Consider the following 14,357-nt stretch of genomic DNA (forward strand, 5'->3'; position numbering starts at 1 on the left):
CTGGCCTCAAGCCATTGGCCTGAGATGACAGCGCCCCGCTTTGCGGGGCGTTTTGCTATGGGTGGCTCTGGCTGCGGGGTGGGTGCATCACCAGGCCCAGCAGCCGGCGCAGGTGGGTGAGCTGCTCGGTGAGTTGCAGATTGAGCCACAGATAGCCGCTGATGGCGGCCTCGCCGCCGGCGTCGATCCGCACCCTACCGGCCGCCTCCTGCAGACGGCTGATGGCCAGCTCCGAGCCCTGCAGCTCGCCGCTTTTGAGCATCAGCGCCAGCTCGCTCATCAGCGCCTCGGTCGCCTGCTGGCAGGCGCGCAGCTCCGGGGTGCTCTGCATCAGAAAGTGGCTCTGGCGATCGCGCCAGTAGGTGTTGGCCAGCATCTCCAGGGTGCAGAGGGTGTTGCGCATGGTGGTCTGGATCGCTTCGAACAGGGCGCTGCCAAGGCGGGTCTCCTTGACGGCCGGGCTCAGCAGGGGGCGCAGACTCACCATCTTGGAGAGCAATCTGGCGTGGCTGTGGGCGAGCCGTGGCCGTTCCAGCACGTTGGGGGAGAGGTGGGTGTGATAGAGCCGCTGGGCCTGCTGCAGGGTGTCGTGCATCTGCAGCCGCCAGTGGCTGTAGGCGCGCTGGGGATAGATGCTGCAAAACAGCAGCGCCAGCAGGGAACCCAGGATCACGTCGGCACTGCGCCACAGGGCGGTTTCGATGTCGCCGGGCATGGCCCCCATGGTGACGCCGAGGGTGATGCCGATGAGCAGCCCCACGTAGGGGCGCTTGCCGAGCGCCAGATAGCCGCACAGAAACATGATGCAGCCGCACCACAGCAGCATCAGCGGCAGGGAGTAGAGCTCGAGATAGAGCGCCACCACCCCGCAGCTGGCGCCGAAGATGGTGCCGACCACCCGCTGCAGGGCGCGCGACAGTACATTGCCCCAGAACGAGATGGGGCCCATCACCACCACCAGGGTGATGAGGGGCCATGTGCTTTCCGGCAGCTTGAGCTCGCGGGTCAGCAGAAAGGTGAGCATGAAGGCGAGCGCGATGCGCAGGCCGTGGACGATGCGGTAGTGACCGTAGATCAGCAGATCGAGTCGGGAGAGGGGGGCATTCAGGCGCAAGGGACAAGCCTCGGATTCATGGGGGGCAGCCACCCCGCCACGCCCGGCGGGGTGGAGACCGGTATCAGGCCACTCGTCCCTGGAGTGGGTGGATCCAGACCCGCTCGCCGACCGCGATGGCTGGCTGGGCGGGGACGATTTCAATCAGGCAGTTGGCATCGCTCATGGAGCTGAGGATGCCGGAGCCCTGCGGCCCGGTGGTGCGTACCCGCAGCACGCCGCTGGCATCCTGATGGAAGATGCCGCGCAGGAACTCGGTACGCCCCGGCCGGCTCTTCATCTGCTGCTCGGCCAGGGCTGAGAGGCGCAGCGGCTGCCACACCCGGCCCTGCAGGCGGGCGATGGCGGGCTCGACGAATTGCAGGAAGCAGATCATGGCCGCTACTGGGTTGCCGGGCAGGCCGAAGAAGGGGGTCTGCCCCAGCTTGCCGAAGGCGAGCGGGCGGCCCGGCCGCATCTGGATGCGCCAGAAGGCGATCTGGCCAAGCTCGGCCAGCACCTGCTTGATGAAGTCGGCATTGCCCACCGACACCCCGCCCGAGCTCAGCACCAGGTCGGCATCGACCGCGGCCTGTGCCAGCTGTTGGCGCAGGATGACGGGATCATCGGGGATGATGCCAAGGTCCATCACCTCGCAGCCAGCCCCGGCGATGAGCGCCATCAGGGTGAAGCGGTTGCTGTCGAAGATGTGGCCGGGGGCGAGCGTCTCGCCCGGTGCCTGCACCTCGTCGCCGGTGCTGAACAGCGCCACCTTGAGCGGTGCGCGCACGCTGAGCCGGGCTTGACCAAGGGATGCTGCAAGCCCGAGCTGAGGGGCACCGAGGCGGGTGCCGGCCGCGATGGCGACCGCGCCCAGCGCCAGATCTTCGCCGGCCTGACGCACGTTCTGCCCCGCCTTGATGGTGGCGCTGACGCTGACCCATTCACCGTCAAGCTCGGTCTCTTCGCGCATCACCACGGTGTCGACGCCGGGGGGCAGCGGGGCGCCGGTCATGATCTGCACCGCCTGTCCGGCCAGTACCGGCTCGCTGCGCGGCTGGCCCGCCAGCACTTCTCCCACCAGTTGCCAGCGGCCGGCTGCGAGATCGTCGCTGCGCATGCCCATGCCGTCCATCGCCGAGTTGGCGTGGGGCGGCACATTGATGGGGCTCACCAGGTTGCTTGCCAGCACGGCGCCGTGGCAGCGGGTGAGCGGCAGGTCGATGCTGCGGGTAGAGGGGGCGAGTGCGTCAAGAATGGCCTGACGCGCCCCCTCGACCGACAGAAAGCCGTTGCCAGCCTCCTGTTCCCGCGTCTGACTCTCTTTGAGCCAGTGGCAGACGAAGTCGGCGATGGCGTCTAGATCATTGATGTCGAGCCGGGGCAGGGTGGTCTCTGCGGGCTGGTCGCTGGCCACGGCGATGATGTCGCGATCACTCGGGAACAGCAGCGGCTTGCCGATGGCGGCGCGGTGCAGCTCGATTTTCGGAAAGTGCTCGTGCTTGAACCCTTCCACCAGCAGCAGGTCGAGGCTGCGCTGATCGAAGCTGGCCAGCAGCTCGCGAAAATCGGCCTCACCCAGATCGGTCTCAACGATGCGGGCGTGACGGCGGCGGGAGGCCACCATCATCTGGCTGGCGCCGGCCTTGCGCAGGCGGTGGCTGTCTTTGCCCGGCTGGTCGATGTCAAAGTCGTGATGGGCGTGCTTGAGCACCCCGAGGCGCAGGCCGCGGCTCACCAGCAGGGGGATGAGCTGTTCGAGCAAGGTGGTCTTGCCGGTGCCGCTCCAGGCGGCAAAGCCGAGCAGAGGCAGGGTGGGGGCCGGGGTCATGAGGTGGCTCCTTGTCCGGTCGCGGAGTCTGGCAGGCGCGCCTCGTAGGCGGCCAGCTCGTCCGGGCTGTTGAGATTGATGAAGGCATCCGGCTGGTCGGCAAAGCTCACCACCGCCATCTGGTGGCGGGCAAACCAGATATCGATTTTGCGCTCTCCCTCGGCCAGCGCGGCGGACAGGGAGGGGAGCAGGGACTTGTGCAGCAAAGCTACTACGGGTTGCAGCCAGTCGCCGTCATGGGCCACCACCAGTTCGGTCGCCGGGGTGAGGGCGGCGCGAAAGCGCGCCATCAGATCGCGGGGCAGGGCGGGGCCGTCGCAGGGCACGAACAGCACCCAGTCGTGACGGGCGGCGGCAAGGCCGGCCTGCATGCCCGCCAGCGGGCCGAGATAGTCGGGGTTGTCGTCGCCGATGACCGGGGCCAGCGCCTGGTAGCGGGCCTGGCTGCGGTTGGCGTTGATCAGGATCTCGTCCACCTGGGGGCTCAGTCGGTCAAGCACGTGGTCGATGAGCGGGCGGCCCGCCAACTCGACCCAGCCCTTGTCGGCGCCCCCCATGCGGGTGGCGCGGCCGCCGGCCAGCACCACGGCGGAGACGGGAAAGCGGTCAGTACGAGGTTCGCTGTTTGAGGTCATGTCGCTCGATGATTTTCAAAGGAGTGGGTTCGTGCAGCCGGCCTCGGGCGAGGGTCCATTGCCGCTCGCACAGGTCGGTCAGATCGTTGCTCTGGTGGCTGATGATGACCAGGCCGCTGCCCTGTTCCCGCAGATCTTGCGCCATGGCGGCCATCAGGGCAACCGAATGTGCATCCAGATTGGCGGTGGGCTCGTCCATCAGCAAAAAGGCGGGCTGCAGTGCCCAGGCGCGGGCCATGGCCAGCCGCTGACGCTCGCCGCCAGACAAAATGCTGATGTGCTCGCGCGCCAGGCTCTCCAGTTCGACCCGGCGCAGCGCCTCGAACACACGCACCTCGTCGGCGGCGCGATGGCCGAGGGCCCAGGCCACGTTGTCGTGCACGCTGCGATCAAACAGGTAGGGGGTCTGGTGCAGGTAGGTGACCCGGCCCGGCCCCGGATCGCGCTTGAGCCACTGGCCGAGCTTGCCGCGCCAGCCAGAGGGGAGGTTGGTGTGGCCCCGGGTCGGGGTGAGCAGGCCGGCCAGGATCTTGAGCAGGGTGGTCTTGCCCACCCCGTTCGCGCCACGCAGCCAGATGGCGTCGCCGGCCGCGATGGAGAGCTGTTCAATCTCGAACAGGTCGCGTTCGCCAAAGCGCATCATCAGCTGGTGGGCGGTCAGGGCCATGGCGTACTCCGGTGGATGGACGGTGGGGGCATGGTCAGTTCTTCAGATAGCTGTGACCACGGCACGCGGTCAGCAACAGGTTGAGCAGCAGGGCCAGGGCCAGCAGGACGATGCCGAGCGCCACCCCCTGGGTGAAGGCCCCTTTCTGGGTCTCCAGCGCGATGGCGGTGGGGATGTTGCGGGTGAAGTGCAAAATGTTGCCCCCCACCATCATGGAGCAGCCCACCTCGGTGACGATGCGGCTGAAGGCGCCGATCACCGCCGCCAGCAGGCCGAAGCGGCACTCGCGCATCAGCCCGAGCAGCGCCCTGGGCCAGGAGAGCCCCAGGGTGCGGGCGGTCTCCCAGGCGCGCCGATCGCTTTGCACGAACGCGGCGTGGGCCATGGTGGCGATCACCGGAAAGGCGATCAGCATCTGCCCCACCACCATGGCCTGCTGGGTGAACAGCATCTTCCAGTCGCCGAAGGGGCCGGCCCGCGACAGCAACATGTAGAGCAAAAGGCCAATCACCACGGTCGGCACCGACTGCAGGGTATTGATGCAGGAGAGCCAGAGCCAGCGCGCCGGGATCGGCAGATAGGCCAGCGCGAAGCCGAGCAGCAGGGCCGGCAGCAGCACCAGCCCGAGCGCGAGGCCCGATACCGAGAAGGAGACCCCCACCACCTGCCACAGTTCGGCGTCACCACTGAACAGCAGCGCTAGCGCCGCCAGTGCGGTTTCGATCAGGGTCGGCACCGGGCGCCTCCGTCACTCAAGGTAGCGAGGGGCGCCAGGGGCAGGTCGAGCAGGGTCGGCCGTGGCATCACTGCGGCTTGGCATCGGCCACGAACAGCGGCTGGCCGGCCACCTTGAAGTCACCGATAAGCTGCTGGCCGTGCTTTGAGACCAGCCAGTTCTTCAGGGTGCGGGCCCCTTCGGTGTTGAGATCCGGGTAGCGCTTGGGGTTGACCAGGATCACCTGGTAGGGATTGAACAACCGCTTGTCCCCCTCCAGCAGCACGGCGAGATCCAGCTTGCTCTGGTAGGCGAGCCAGGTGCCGCGGTCGGTCAGGGTGTAGGCCCCCAGCTCGGAGGCCATGGTCAGGGTCGGCCCCATGCCCTGGCCGATGGACTTGTAGCCGGCGAACTCGGGCTTGACGTCGGCCGCCTGCCACAGGGTCTTCTCCTTGATGTGGGTGCCGGACTCGTCCCCACGGGAGATAAAGGTCTGCCCCTTCTCCTTGATGGCCTCCAGCGCCTTGGCGGCGTCGTGCAGCTTGCCAAGACCAGCCGGATCTTTCGCCGGGCCGACGATGACGAAGTCGTTGTACATCAGGTGCTCAGGCTCGATGCCAAAGCCCGCCTCGACGAAGGCCTTCTCGGCAGAGGGGGCGTGGGTCATCACCAGATCCGCGTCGCCGTTCTCGCCCATCTTCAGGCTCTGGCCGGTACCGGCCGCCATCACCTGCACCGGGTAGCCGGTCTCCTTGGTGAACTGGGGCAGCAGCCAGCCCAGCAGGCCGGACTGTTCGGTGCTGGTGGTGGTGGCGAGGCGGATGGGCGCCTTGGTCTCGGCATGGCTGGCAGCGCTCCAGAGCGGCAGGCTGAGCAGCAGGGCGGAGGAGAGGGCAAGGGCGAGGCGTTTGCGCACTGTGGCTGTGATCATGATGTCAGGGTACCCGGTGATGGAGAGAGGGCAGGACTAAGCAAGCAGGGTGCCAAGCTGACCGCGTGCCTTGTTCGGCCCGGTTTTTAATTTGAAAACAGTCGGTTAAGCTCACTAATTGCGTGATGGCACCGTCGCTTTTAATAAACGGAGTTGGCACTTGGGGCCGGTTAGCGACAAAATGTCCCACAGTTTATAAGGTCGGTGGGACAATCCCGGAACCTTGTCGAATCTGAGGTACTTTTTTCATGACTGCACCCGCCAGCCGCTGGTCCGCCCTCTCCCTGCTCATCGTCGACGACGAACCCGGCATGCGCAGCTTCCTCGCCAAGGCGCTGGCTCGGCGCTTCGCCCAGATAGAGACCGCTGCCAGCGTGGAGGAGGCCGAGGCCCTGCGCTGCCGCCTGCATTTTGATCTCATCATCGCCGACATCCGCCTGCCGGGGCGCTCTGGCATCGAGTGGCACGAGGCCATCGATCCCGCCACCCGGCGCAGCGACATCATCTTCATGACCGGCTTTGGCGACATGGAGACCGCCCTCAAGGCGCTGCGGCTCGGCGCCAGCGACTTCATTCTCAAACCCTTCAACCTGGATCAGATGGTGCAGGCGGTGGACCGGGTCATCGAGCGCCGCCAGATGGAGCGGGAGAACCTGCTGCTGCGCCGGGAGGTGAGCAAGCTGTTCCCGCCCACCCTGATCGGCGACAGCGCCAAGACCCGCGAGCTTAAAACCCTGATCGCCCGGGTCGCCCCCTCCAACGCCGCCGTACTGGTGGAGGGGGAGTCCGGCACCGGCAAGGAGCTGGTGGCCCGCGCCCTGCACCAGCTCTCTGGCCGGATGGGGGCCTTCGTGCCGCTCAACTGCGCCTCCATCGCCCCCGAACTGCTTGAAAGCGAGCTGTTCGGCCACGTGCAGGGGGCCTTTACCGGCGCCCGCAAGGGGCGCGACGGCCTGTTCCGGGTCGCCCACCAGGGGACGCTGTTTCTGGACGAGATCGGTGAGATGCCGCTCGCCATGCAGGCCTCCCTGCTGCGGGCGCTGGAGCAGAAAGCCATCCGCCCGGTCGGGGCCGAACGCGAGCTTTCGGTGGACGTGCGCATCGTCGCCGCCACCAACCGCAACCTGAAGGCGGAGGTGGAGGCGGGCCGGTTTCGTGAAGACCTCTTCTACCGCCTCAACGTGGTGGCGCTGCCGGTGGCGCCCCTGCGCGAGCGCATCGACGACATCCCCGCCCTGGTGCACCACTTCACCCGCCAGCTCACCGCCGAGATGGGCATGGGGGCCCTGCACTGGACCCACGAGGACGTGGTGGCCATGCAGGCCTACCCCTGGCCTGGCAACGTGCGCGAGCTGCGCAACCTCATTGAGCGCTGCCTGCTGCTGGGCAAGCCGCCGGCCGAATACTGGCAGAGCGCCAAACCGGCCGAGTCGGCACGGGGCGAGGAGGGCTATCCGCTGGAGTGGGCGCTGGCCGAGGTGGAGAAGGCTCACATCCTGCAGGTGGTGGCGAGCCATGATGGCAACAAGTCGGCCGCCTCCCGGGTACTCGGGGTGGCGCGCAAGACCCTGGAGCGCAAGTTCAAGGAGTGGGCCATCGAATGAGCCGGCTCGCCCCTTGTCGCCGGAGTGAGTCATGAGGCTGGCGCAGATCCCGGGGTTGCTCAGAACCAAGGTGCGCTGGCGTCTGCTGCTGCTCACCTCGGTGCCCATCATGTTGACCCTGGCCGGCATGATCGGGCTCACCCTCTACTGGACCCTCACCTACAGCTGGCAGAACCTGCTCACCACGGTGCGCAGCGACCTTGGCGTTGCCCACCACGCGGTGAGCGTGCAGCAGCAGCGCCAGGCCGAACACCTCGAGCACCTGCGCGATGCTTGGGCCTTCCAGCTGCAGCTGCGCGAATCTCCCGCCCGCTTGCGCCAATGGGTGATGCCGCTCGCCGCCAACTACGGCCTCGATTTTTTGCGCCTGCGCAGCGGCAGCGAGCTGGATCTGCTGCCAGCGCAGGATCGCGCGGCCCTCGCCGCCGGGCGCAGCATCAGCCACTTCGTGGTCTGGTCGCGGGAGCAACTGCTGGCGCTCTCGCCGGCACTGGCCAGCCGCGCTGTGCTGGAGCGGGAGTATGATCCGGTGGCCGGGCAGGAGACCCGCGGCCTGGTCAGCCTCTCGCTGACCCCGGTGATGGGGCGGGACGGCAGCCTCTGGGGCGTGCTGGAGGGGGGCGAGCTCATCAACGGCAGCACCCGGCTGGTGGATGAGCTCAAGGGCCAGGTGTTCGCCAAGAACACCCTACCGGCCGGCAGCATCGGCACCGTCACCCTGTTTCTCGGCGATCTGCGGGTGAGCACCAACGTGCCCGCCAGCAGCAGTCGCCAGCTGGGGCGGGCGGTGGGCACCCGGGTGTCGGCGCCGGTGCGCGAGCAGGTGCTGGGACGCGGTGAGCCCTGGATTGATCGCGCCTTCGTGCACGACGCCTGGTATGTGTCGGGTTACGAGCCGCTCTTGGGCGCCAATGGCGAGCGCATCGGCATGCTCTACGTCGGTTTTCTCGAGTGGCCCATCATCCGCACTTACCTCACCAACCTGCTGGAGCTGGGCTCCGGCGTGGTGGTGTTGCTGCTGCTCTCCGGTCTGCTGGTCTATCGCGGCGCGCGCGACTTGTTCACCCCCATCGAGCGGATGCACAAGGTGGTGCGCCAGGTGCAGGCGGGTCAGCCGGCCCGCATCGGCGTGCTGGCCCTCGACCCCGATCACGAGCTGGCCCAGCTCGGTCGCCAGTTCGACGCCATGCTGGATCAGCAGGCGGCGCACCAGCAGCAGCTGGCCCGCAGCGCCGACGAGCTGGAGCAGAAGGTGGCCGAGCGCACCCGGAGCCTTGAGCAGAAGACCGCCGAGCTCGAGCACCACATCCACATGCTGACCCAGGCCCGCCAGCAGCTGCTGATCAGCGAGAAGCTGGCGGCCCTCGGCGAGCTTTGTGCCGGGGTGGCCCACGAGATCAACAACCCGCTGGCGGTGATCCTCGGCAACGTGGAGCTGATGAAGCTGGAGCTGGGGGAGGCGGCCGCGCCGGTGAGCGAGGAGCTGGCGCTGGTGCTGGCCCAGATCGAGCGCATTCGCGCCATCACCCGCAGCCTGCTGCAATATTCCCGTCCCGGCGACTACGAGACGGCGCCGGTGTGGCAGCACCTCACCCCCATCATCGAGGAGAGCCTGACCCTGGTGCGCTCCGCCCTGCGCCAGCAGCAGGTGAACCTGGTGGCCGATCTCAAGGCCCAGCAGCCCATCGAGGCGGATCGCCAGCAGCTGCTGCAGGTGCTGATAAACCTCTTGGTCAACGCCAGCCATGCGCTGGGGGAGCAGGGGGAGATCCGGGTCGAGAGCCGCGACTGGCTGGATGACGCCGGCCAGTTGCAAGGGGCCGAGGTGCGGGTGATCGACAACGGCAGCGGCATCGAGGCCGCCATCATCGACAAGATCTTCGACCCCTTCTTCACCACCCGCGCCACCGGTACCGGGCTGGGGCTGGCCCTGAGCCACCGCATCATCAGCCGCTGGGGCGGCGAGCTGCTGGTGGACTCCACCCCGGGGCAGGGCAGCTGCTTTACCATCCGCCTGCGCAGCCACGCCCGGCTGGCCAGCGGCGGCGAGCGCGACCGGTTGGAGGGGTGGCGCATCGCCCTCAATGCCGAAGGGCGTGAGGCAGGCGATTTATACTGTTGTAAAAAAGGCCCGTTATAAAAACAGCCCGTCAACATGGTTGGCGGGCTGTTTTGTCGGCGGGTCAGTGGTTATTTACTGCGGGCTCCACACCAGCTTGCCGCTTTGGGTCAGGTCATAGCCGCCGAGGCGGGCGGCCAGCTCGCGCCCCTCGGGGGATTGCAGCCAGCCGATCAGCTGTTGCAACAGGGTGCGAAAGAAGACCCCCTGCGGCATCACCAGATCGAAGCACTCCTGCGACAGAGGCATAAAGCCGAGGCCAAACTCGGTGGCCGTGCTCTGGGCGCCGGGCCCCACGTCGGCATCGCCCCGGCTGATGGCGGCGGCCAGCTCCCGCTCGCTGTTGACCTGCACAGTGCTCTCCAGCCGGGTCAGCGACTCCCCCTGGGTTTGCAGCCACTCCTGCAGGGCGCGCTGGCTGCCGGCCCCCTCTTGGCGCATGGCCCAGCGCCAGTCGAGCGCCTGTTTTGCCTCCTGCGGCTGCAAGCCCTGGCGCAGCACCAGCCCCTGTACCCGCCGAAAGCCATGCACTATCACCCATTGGCGGTGGCCCTGATACTGCTGCACCAGCGCCGGGTGGCGCAGGTGGGCCTCCTCGGCCTGGCCCCAGTGGATGGCGCAGAGATCCACATGGCCGCGCGCCAGCATCGCCAGCCCCTGACGGGTGCCACACGGGGTGTAGCCCACCAGTGCCTGGGTGCCGAGCTGCTGCGCCAAGCGGCTGCTGGCGTAGTGGAGCAGCACGTCGTCCGAGCCCGCCAGCAGCAGCCGGTCGTTCATCACCCCCTCGTGGCAACTGCCGAGCAGCCAGCGGTCGAGCAGGGAGCGGGGAAACAGCCATTTGCCGGTCGCCTTGGTGGCGGGGATGCGCGCCTCGTTGGCGAGCTGGTAGACCTTCTTCTCGTTGAGATCGAGGTATTCCGCCACCTGCTTCACGTTCATAAACTCGTTCATGACTTAATCCCGCATCCCGCGACCGGCCGGACTGGGCGCCAGCACCGGCGGCTTCTCGTCCAGCACCATATGGTCGTGACCGCTGAATACCTCGAAATGGCGCCCCTTGGCGCGGGCAATCATGGTGATGCCGAGCTGGCGGGCGAGATCCAGTCCCATCTGGGTGACGCCGGAGCGCGACAGCAGCACAGGAATGCCCATCTGCGCCACCTTGATCACCATCTCCGAGGTGAGCCGCCCGGTGGTGTAGAAGATCTTGTCGTAGCCAGCCTCGCCGCGCATCCAGAGCTCGCCCGCCAGGGTATCAACCGCATTGTGGCGCCCCACATCCTCGACAAAGGAGAGGATTTCGCTACCGCGACAGATGGCGCAGCCATGCACGGCACCGGCCATCTTGTAGGTTTCGTTATGGGCCGACAGCGCCTTGAGCAGGGCGTAGAGGGTGCTCTGTTTAAGCTCGGGCGCCGCCAAGACCACCCCTTCGAGCTTCTTCATCACGCTGCCATACATGGTGCCCTGACCGCAGCCGGAGGTGACCGTCTTCTTCTCCAGTGACTTGTCGAGATCGTCGGCCTGCTGGCTGCTTACCACGGCGGCGGCCTCGCTCTCCCAGTCGACGATCACCGACTCGATGGCCGAAATATCCTCGATAAAGCCCTGATTTTTCAGATAACCCAACACCAGCGCCTCGGGGCGGGCCCCCAGCGTCATCAGGGTTACTATCTCCTTCCAGTTGAGGTAGACCGTCAGTGGCCGCTCACAGGCGATTTGGCGGGTGTTCATTATGCCCTGTTCATCCATCACCTCGACGGCCATGGTGAGCTGGGCGGCAGCATTGCTTTTGATAAAGGTCGGTGTCATGGGCCCCTCGCGACCGGTTGCCGGGATCTAAGGGGATGGACACAGCAAGTTTTGTTCCAGATTACTTTTAGACGAGGTTCTCCTTCTTCGGTCGACCGTGATGCTTCTGATAAAGTCAGTTCTTATTGTATCAGGATCCACAAATTTCCGTCCGGTCAGAAAATATTGATCAATGAATCCTAGAATAGTTATAAGGTTTAGTGTAATTTTAGCGCCCTAATTAATAGGTGTGACAATAAAGAATGAAGCGACTTAATAGAAATCCAGGAAAATTTGAAGCTCTTGAAGTATTTAGTGCATTTAGCCGAGAGCATGATTATAAACTGCAGTCCACAGAAGACACCGATAAATTTCTTGCAAAATTTTCTGAGTCATTAAAAGCATCACTTACAAATCCGATACTTTTGCATGGAAAACGTATGGAGGCTTTGTTCGGTCAACTTGCAGCAGGATTAGGTAACTGCAAAATGGTGAAGTCTGAAGATACAGGTGAGGTAATTTCAGATGACTCTGAAATATTGTTGCCCGATTACAGAATTATTTTGAAGGATGGAAGGCAGATATTTGTTGAGGTCAAGAATAGCAATGTGCCAAACCCAAAGTCATCATACCTTTTTCAAAAAAATTACGTTGAGAAATTGATGCGCTATAGTGAATTGAATTCTGTTCCTCTCTATTTTGCAATTTATTATCGCTGCCTGAGAATATGGACTTTACTTCCTGTTTCATCGCTAATTGAGCTTAAAAACAAATATTTAACAAATCCTGTGCACTCGCTAGCAAAAAGTGAAATTTCATTGCTCGGTGATTTGATGATTGGAACAAAACTTCCCCTCACTTTTGAACTAGTAGTAGATGAAAGTAAAGAAGCTCATGTTGACGATCATGACCAAGCCAGCTTTATATGTGGCGATATTAAAATGTATTGTTGCGAGGAAGAAATTGAAGACCTTTCAGAAAAGAACATTGCATTCTTTTTAATGCGCTATAGTCGCCTAGATTGTAGCCAGCCGGAGGCTGTAATGGATGATAATGGTAAATTACATAGCGTCCGCTACACGTTTAATTCTGAGTCACCCGAAGATGAAGAAAAATATGGATTTACAATAATCGGTAACCTGAGCTCAATGATAACTGAAGCATTTAATGAGCATACTGTTTATGAACAGCAAGTAACGTCAATAACTACAAAAGCAGACCCTGCCGTATTTTCAATTGAAATTCCTAGCGATTATAAAGGTCAAGTTTTAAAATTGTGGCGATTCAGTATGCAGGCAAATTCAGAGTTTAAAGATGTCATCGAGTGATATATATGTTACGAGTTAATATCTCATATGTTGGGCCAAATAGCCCAACGTTTACCGCGGAATATTTCAAAGGCAATAATCGGATAGTTCGGCCTTATTTGATTATTGCCATTCCCTCGATCAGACACACTGGCTGATTGGTTTTACTCCGCATGTTGGGCTTCGCTGCGCTCTGCGCCAACCTACGCCCGCGCCAACCCATGTCCCGCACAAAGGCCCCAACCCGCATCAAAGTCCCCATCAACCACCAAACCGGCCTTGGCCCCACTCTTGCTACGTCTTATCCCATTGATGGCCGTGGCCGCCATAAATCTCCTGCTCTGATCTGCCTCGAACTGGGTGGATCACGGGGGAGGGTGGCCCGGCAGAGACCTTCTGATGGGAGCCGTGACAGTGCAAGACACCACCAATACCTTGTCCCCGCAGCGCTGGCTGCAACTGGAGTTAAAGGCCATCGACAGCCAGGTTGGCCGCTGGCAGAGCCGCCGTTTCGAGATTGCGGCGCTCCACCCCGCCGAACCTGAGGCGGCCGGTGCGCTGCCTCTTACCCTGTTTCGCGATGAGCGGGGGGATTATCGCTTCAATTTGAGCTCCGGCTCGCCCCGCCTCTTTGTCACCGGAAGCCGTGTGGACACTGGTTTTATGGCCGATGGTCTGACCCTGAGCCAGACCGTGGCCGCCGCCTATATGGATGGCGAGCGGCAGGTGCTCTCCTGCCCGCTGCCCGAAGCGCTGCAAGCCTGGGTGGAGGCCTTTATCGGTCGTCACGGCGAGCTGCTGGAGGCCCGTCGCAAGGGCAAAAAGGGCAAGGGGCGGGCGCAGGATCAGCTGGGGGTTGATAGCCAAGATCAAGCCAGCTGCGGCGCCGTTAAAGCCACCGGCCCCGATGGCCGCGAGCGTGGCTGTGACAGCGGAAATCGCGCCCATGAGTGAGTTCCTCAAACGCTGGTCGTCTCGCAAGAGTGAGGCGCGCAAGCATCAGGTATTGCAGCCACGGGAAGAGGCCATCCCCGAGGCGGTTGCCGCCCCCATCGAAGGCAGTAGCGAAGCTGAAACTCCAGATGCTGCGCTGGATAGCCCCGTAGTCAGCACTGACAAGGGGAGTAGGGAACCCCTTGCCGTTGAGAGGCTGGAGAGTGGCGAGTCGCAGCTGAAAACTGCTCAGCCGGGCAAGGCCAAACTCCCCGACAGGGAGGCGCTGCGGGCCATGTTTCGCAGCCATAAGCCGGATGGGCTCGACGACTACACCCAGGATTTTAGCCAGCCCGAATTGTTGCCTGCGGCCCTGACCGCCGGGCTGCGCAACTGGCTGGTGGAGGCGGTGACGGCGCCAGAGGCCGAGTCCGGCTGCGCACTGTCGCCATCAGATCAGGCATCACCCGAGCAGGCCATTGCCGACCAGCCAGCCGCTGCCCCCTCTTTTTCTTCTCCCGCCTCCCAGCGGAGTGAACCGCCCGCCACCTTGCCGGCCCAGGATCCACAAGCCCACACCAAGGATCGGGACATTTTGGTTGGTGAGGGTGGACAAAATGTCCCATCCAAGGGTGGGGGAGTGGAGCGTCTGGGATCCTGACTCCCTGTCAGTCACTATTTTTCCGGGGGAGTTGGCTCGGCTCTTGCTCCTCCACAAGACCAACAAG

General features: G+C 63.7%; 13 protein-coding genes. 5 read left to right on the top strand and 8 right to left on the bottom strand.

The features are described from left to right. Nucleotides 1–55: 55 nt before the first annotated feature. The 6 genes from AACQ43_RS07985 to AACQ43_RS08010 all read right to left on the bottom strand — a co-directional run bounded on the left by AACQ43_RS07985 (nucleotide 56) and on the right by AACQ43_RS08010 (nucleotide 5,872). Complete coding sequence (locus AACQ43_RS07985; protein WP_168966843.1) at nucleotides 56–1,114, bottom strand: FUSC family protein; 1,059 nt, start codon at nucleotides 1,112–1,114, stop codon at nucleotides 56–58. A 64-nt stretch (nucleotides 1,115–1,178) separates the two neighbouring features. Beyond that, nucleotides 1,179–2,924, bottom strand: coding sequence for a bifunctional molybdopterin-guanine dinucleotide biosynthesis adaptor protein MobB/molybdopterin molybdotransferase MoeA (locus AACQ43_RS07990; protein WP_168966845.1), 1,746 nt, complete (start codon nucleotides 2,922–2,924; stop codon nucleotides 1,179–1,181). After that, entirely contained in the window at nucleotides 2,921–3,559 is a 639-nt protein-coding gene (mobA, locus tag AACQ43_RS07995; RefSeq protein ID WP_168966847.1) for a molybdenum cofactor guanylyltransferase MobA, read from the bottom strand. The genes AACQ43_RS07990 and mobA overlap by 4 nt, the downstream gene beginning before the upstream one ends. Then, nucleotides 3,531–4,226 carry an energy-coupling factor ABC transporter ATP-binding protein gene (locus tag AACQ43_RS08000; protein WP_168966848.1) on the bottom strand — a complete coding sequence of 232 codons (696 nt, stop codon included), beginning with the start codon at nucleotides 4,224–4,226 and terminating at the stop codon, nucleotides 3,531–3,533. Before AACQ43_RS08000 ends, mobA begins: the two co-directional genes overlap by 29 nt. A gap of 34 nt (nucleotides 4,227–4,260) precedes the next feature. Then, complete coding sequence (locus AACQ43_RS08005; protein ID WP_168966850.1) at nucleotides 4,261–4,962, bottom strand: ABC transporter permease; 702 nt, start codon at nucleotides 4,960–4,962, stop codon at nucleotides 4,261–4,263. A gap of 67 nt (nucleotides 4,963–5,029) precedes the next feature. Then, nucleotides 5,030–5,872, bottom strand: coding sequence for a substrate-binding domain-containing protein (locus tag AACQ43_RS08010; RefSeq protein ID WP_017765080.1), 843 nt, complete (start codon nucleotides 5,870–5,872; stop codon nucleotides 5,030–5,032). A gap of 248 nt (nucleotides 5,873–6,120) precedes the next feature. Here AACQ43_RS08010 and AACQ43_RS08015 point away from each other — a divergent pair, with 248 nt between their 5' ends. Then, the gene (locus tag AACQ43_RS08015) at nucleotides 6,121–7,476 is read left to right on the top strand and encodes a sigma-54-dependent transcriptional regulator (RefSeq protein ID WP_029299487.1); all 1,356 of its coding nucleotides are present in this window, start codon (nucleotides 6,121–6,123) and stop codon (nucleotides 7,474–7,476) included. Nucleotides 7,477–7,507: 31 nt separating this feature from the next. Beyond that, nucleotides 7,508–9,616: a sensor histidine kinase gene (locus AACQ43_RS08020; RefSeq protein WP_168966852.1), complete on the top strand. Its 2,109-nt coding sequence runs from the start codon at nucleotides 7,508–7,510 to the stop codon at nucleotides 9,614–9,616. 54 nt (nucleotides 9,617–9,670) lie between these two features. On the opposite strand, the gene AACQ43_RS08025 is transcribed toward AACQ43_RS08020, so the two are convergent. Further along, nucleotides 9,671–10,537: a helix-turn-helix transcriptional regulator gene (locus AACQ43_RS08025; protein ID WP_103471061.1), complete on the bottom strand. Its 867-nt coding sequence runs from the start codon at nucleotides 10,535–10,537 to the stop codon at nucleotides 9,671–9,673. A 15-nt stretch (nucleotides 10,538–10,552) separates the two neighbouring features. After that, complete coding sequence (locus tag AACQ43_RS08030) at nucleotides 10,553–11,410, bottom strand: formate dehydrogenase accessory sulfurtransferase FdhD (RefSeq protein ID WP_168966856.1); 858 nt, start codon at nucleotides 11,408–11,410, stop codon at nucleotides 10,553–10,555. Nucleotides 11,411–11,652: 242 nt separating this feature from the next. Here AACQ43_RS08030 and AACQ43_RS08035 point away from each other — a divergent pair, with 242 nt between their 5' ends. The 3 genes from AACQ43_RS08035 (at nucleotide 11,653) to AACQ43_RS08045 (ending at nucleotide 14,290) form a co-directional block, all read left to right on the top strand. Then, nucleotides 11,653–12,717 (top strand): hypothetical protein, encoded by a 1,065-nt coding sequence (locus AACQ43_RS08035; protein ID WP_211162497.1) that lies wholly within the window; start codon nucleotides 11,653–11,655, stop codon nucleotides 12,715–12,717. Nucleotides 12,718–13,095: 378 nt separating this feature from the next. After that, a complete protein-coding gene (locus AACQ43_RS08040; RefSeq protein WP_168966858.1) occupies nucleotides 13,096–13,650 on the top strand; it encodes a DUF3305 domain-containing protein in 555 nt (184 codons plus the stop codon). Next, nucleotides 13,643–14,290, top strand: a complete 648-nt coding sequence (locus AACQ43_RS08045; RefSeq protein ID WP_168966860.1) for a DUF3306 domain-containing protein — start codon at nucleotides 13,643–13,645, stop codon at nucleotides 14,288–14,290. The genes AACQ43_RS08040 and AACQ43_RS08045 overlap by 8 nt, the downstream gene beginning before the upstream one ends. Nucleotides 14,291–14,357: the final 67 nt, after the last annotated feature.

The organism is Aeromonas sp. DNRA1 (assembly GCF_963888745.1).
Classification (GTDB): domain Bacteria; phylum Pseudomonadota; class Gammaproteobacteria; order Enterobacterales; family Aeromonadaceae; genus Aeromonas; species Aeromonas hydrophila.

What these genes read in the sequence shown, in the direction of transcription:
- AACQ43_RS07990 (WP_168966845.1), bottom strand. Translation starts at nt 2,924, where the DNA reads ATGACCCCGGCCCCCACCCTGCCTCTGCTCGGCTTTGCCGCCTGGAGC.
- mobA (WP_168966847.1), bottom strand. Translation starts at nt 3,559, where the DNA reads ATGACCTCAAACAGCGAACCTCGTACTGACCGCTTTCCCGTCTCCGCC.
- AACQ43_RS08000 (WP_168966848.1), bottom strand. Translation starts at nt 4,226, where the DNA reads ATGGCCCTGACCGCCCACCAGCTGATGATGCGCTTTGGCGAACGCGAC.
- AACQ43_RS08010 (WP_017765080.1), bottom strand. Translation starts at nt 5,872, where the DNA reads ATGATCACAGCCACAGTGCGCAAACGCCTCGCCCTTGCCCTCTCCTCC.
- AACQ43_RS08015 (WP_029299487.1), top strand. Translation starts at nt 6,121, where the DNA reads ATGACTGCACCCGCCAGCCGCTGGTCCGCCCTCTCCCTGCTCATCGTC.
- AACQ43_RS08020 (WP_168966852.1), top strand. Translation starts at nt 7,508, where the DNA reads ATGAGGCTGGCGCAGATCCCGGGGTTGCTCAGAACCAAGGTGCGCTGG.
- AACQ43_RS08025 (WP_103471061.1), bottom strand. Translation starts at nt 10,537, where the DNA reads ATGAACGTGAAGCAGGTGGCGGAATACCTCGATCTCAACGAGAAGAAG.
- AACQ43_RS08030 (WP_168966856.1), bottom strand. Translation starts at nt 11,410, where the DNA reads ATGACACCGACCTTTATCAAAAGCAATGCTGCCGCCCAGCTCACCATG.
- AACQ43_RS08035 (WP_211162497.1), top strand. Translation starts at nt 11,653, where the DNA reads ATGAAGCGACTTAATAGAAATCCAGGAAAATTTGAAGCTCTTGAAGTA.
- AACQ43_RS08040 (WP_168966858.1), top strand. Translation starts at nt 13,096, where the DNA reads ATGGGAGCCGTGACAGTGCAAGACACCACCAATACCTTGTCCCCGCAG.
- AACQ43_RS08045 (WP_168966860.1), top strand. Translation starts at nt 13,643, where the DNA reads ATGAGTGAGTTCCTCAAACGCTGGTCGTCTCGCAAGAGTGAGGCGCGC.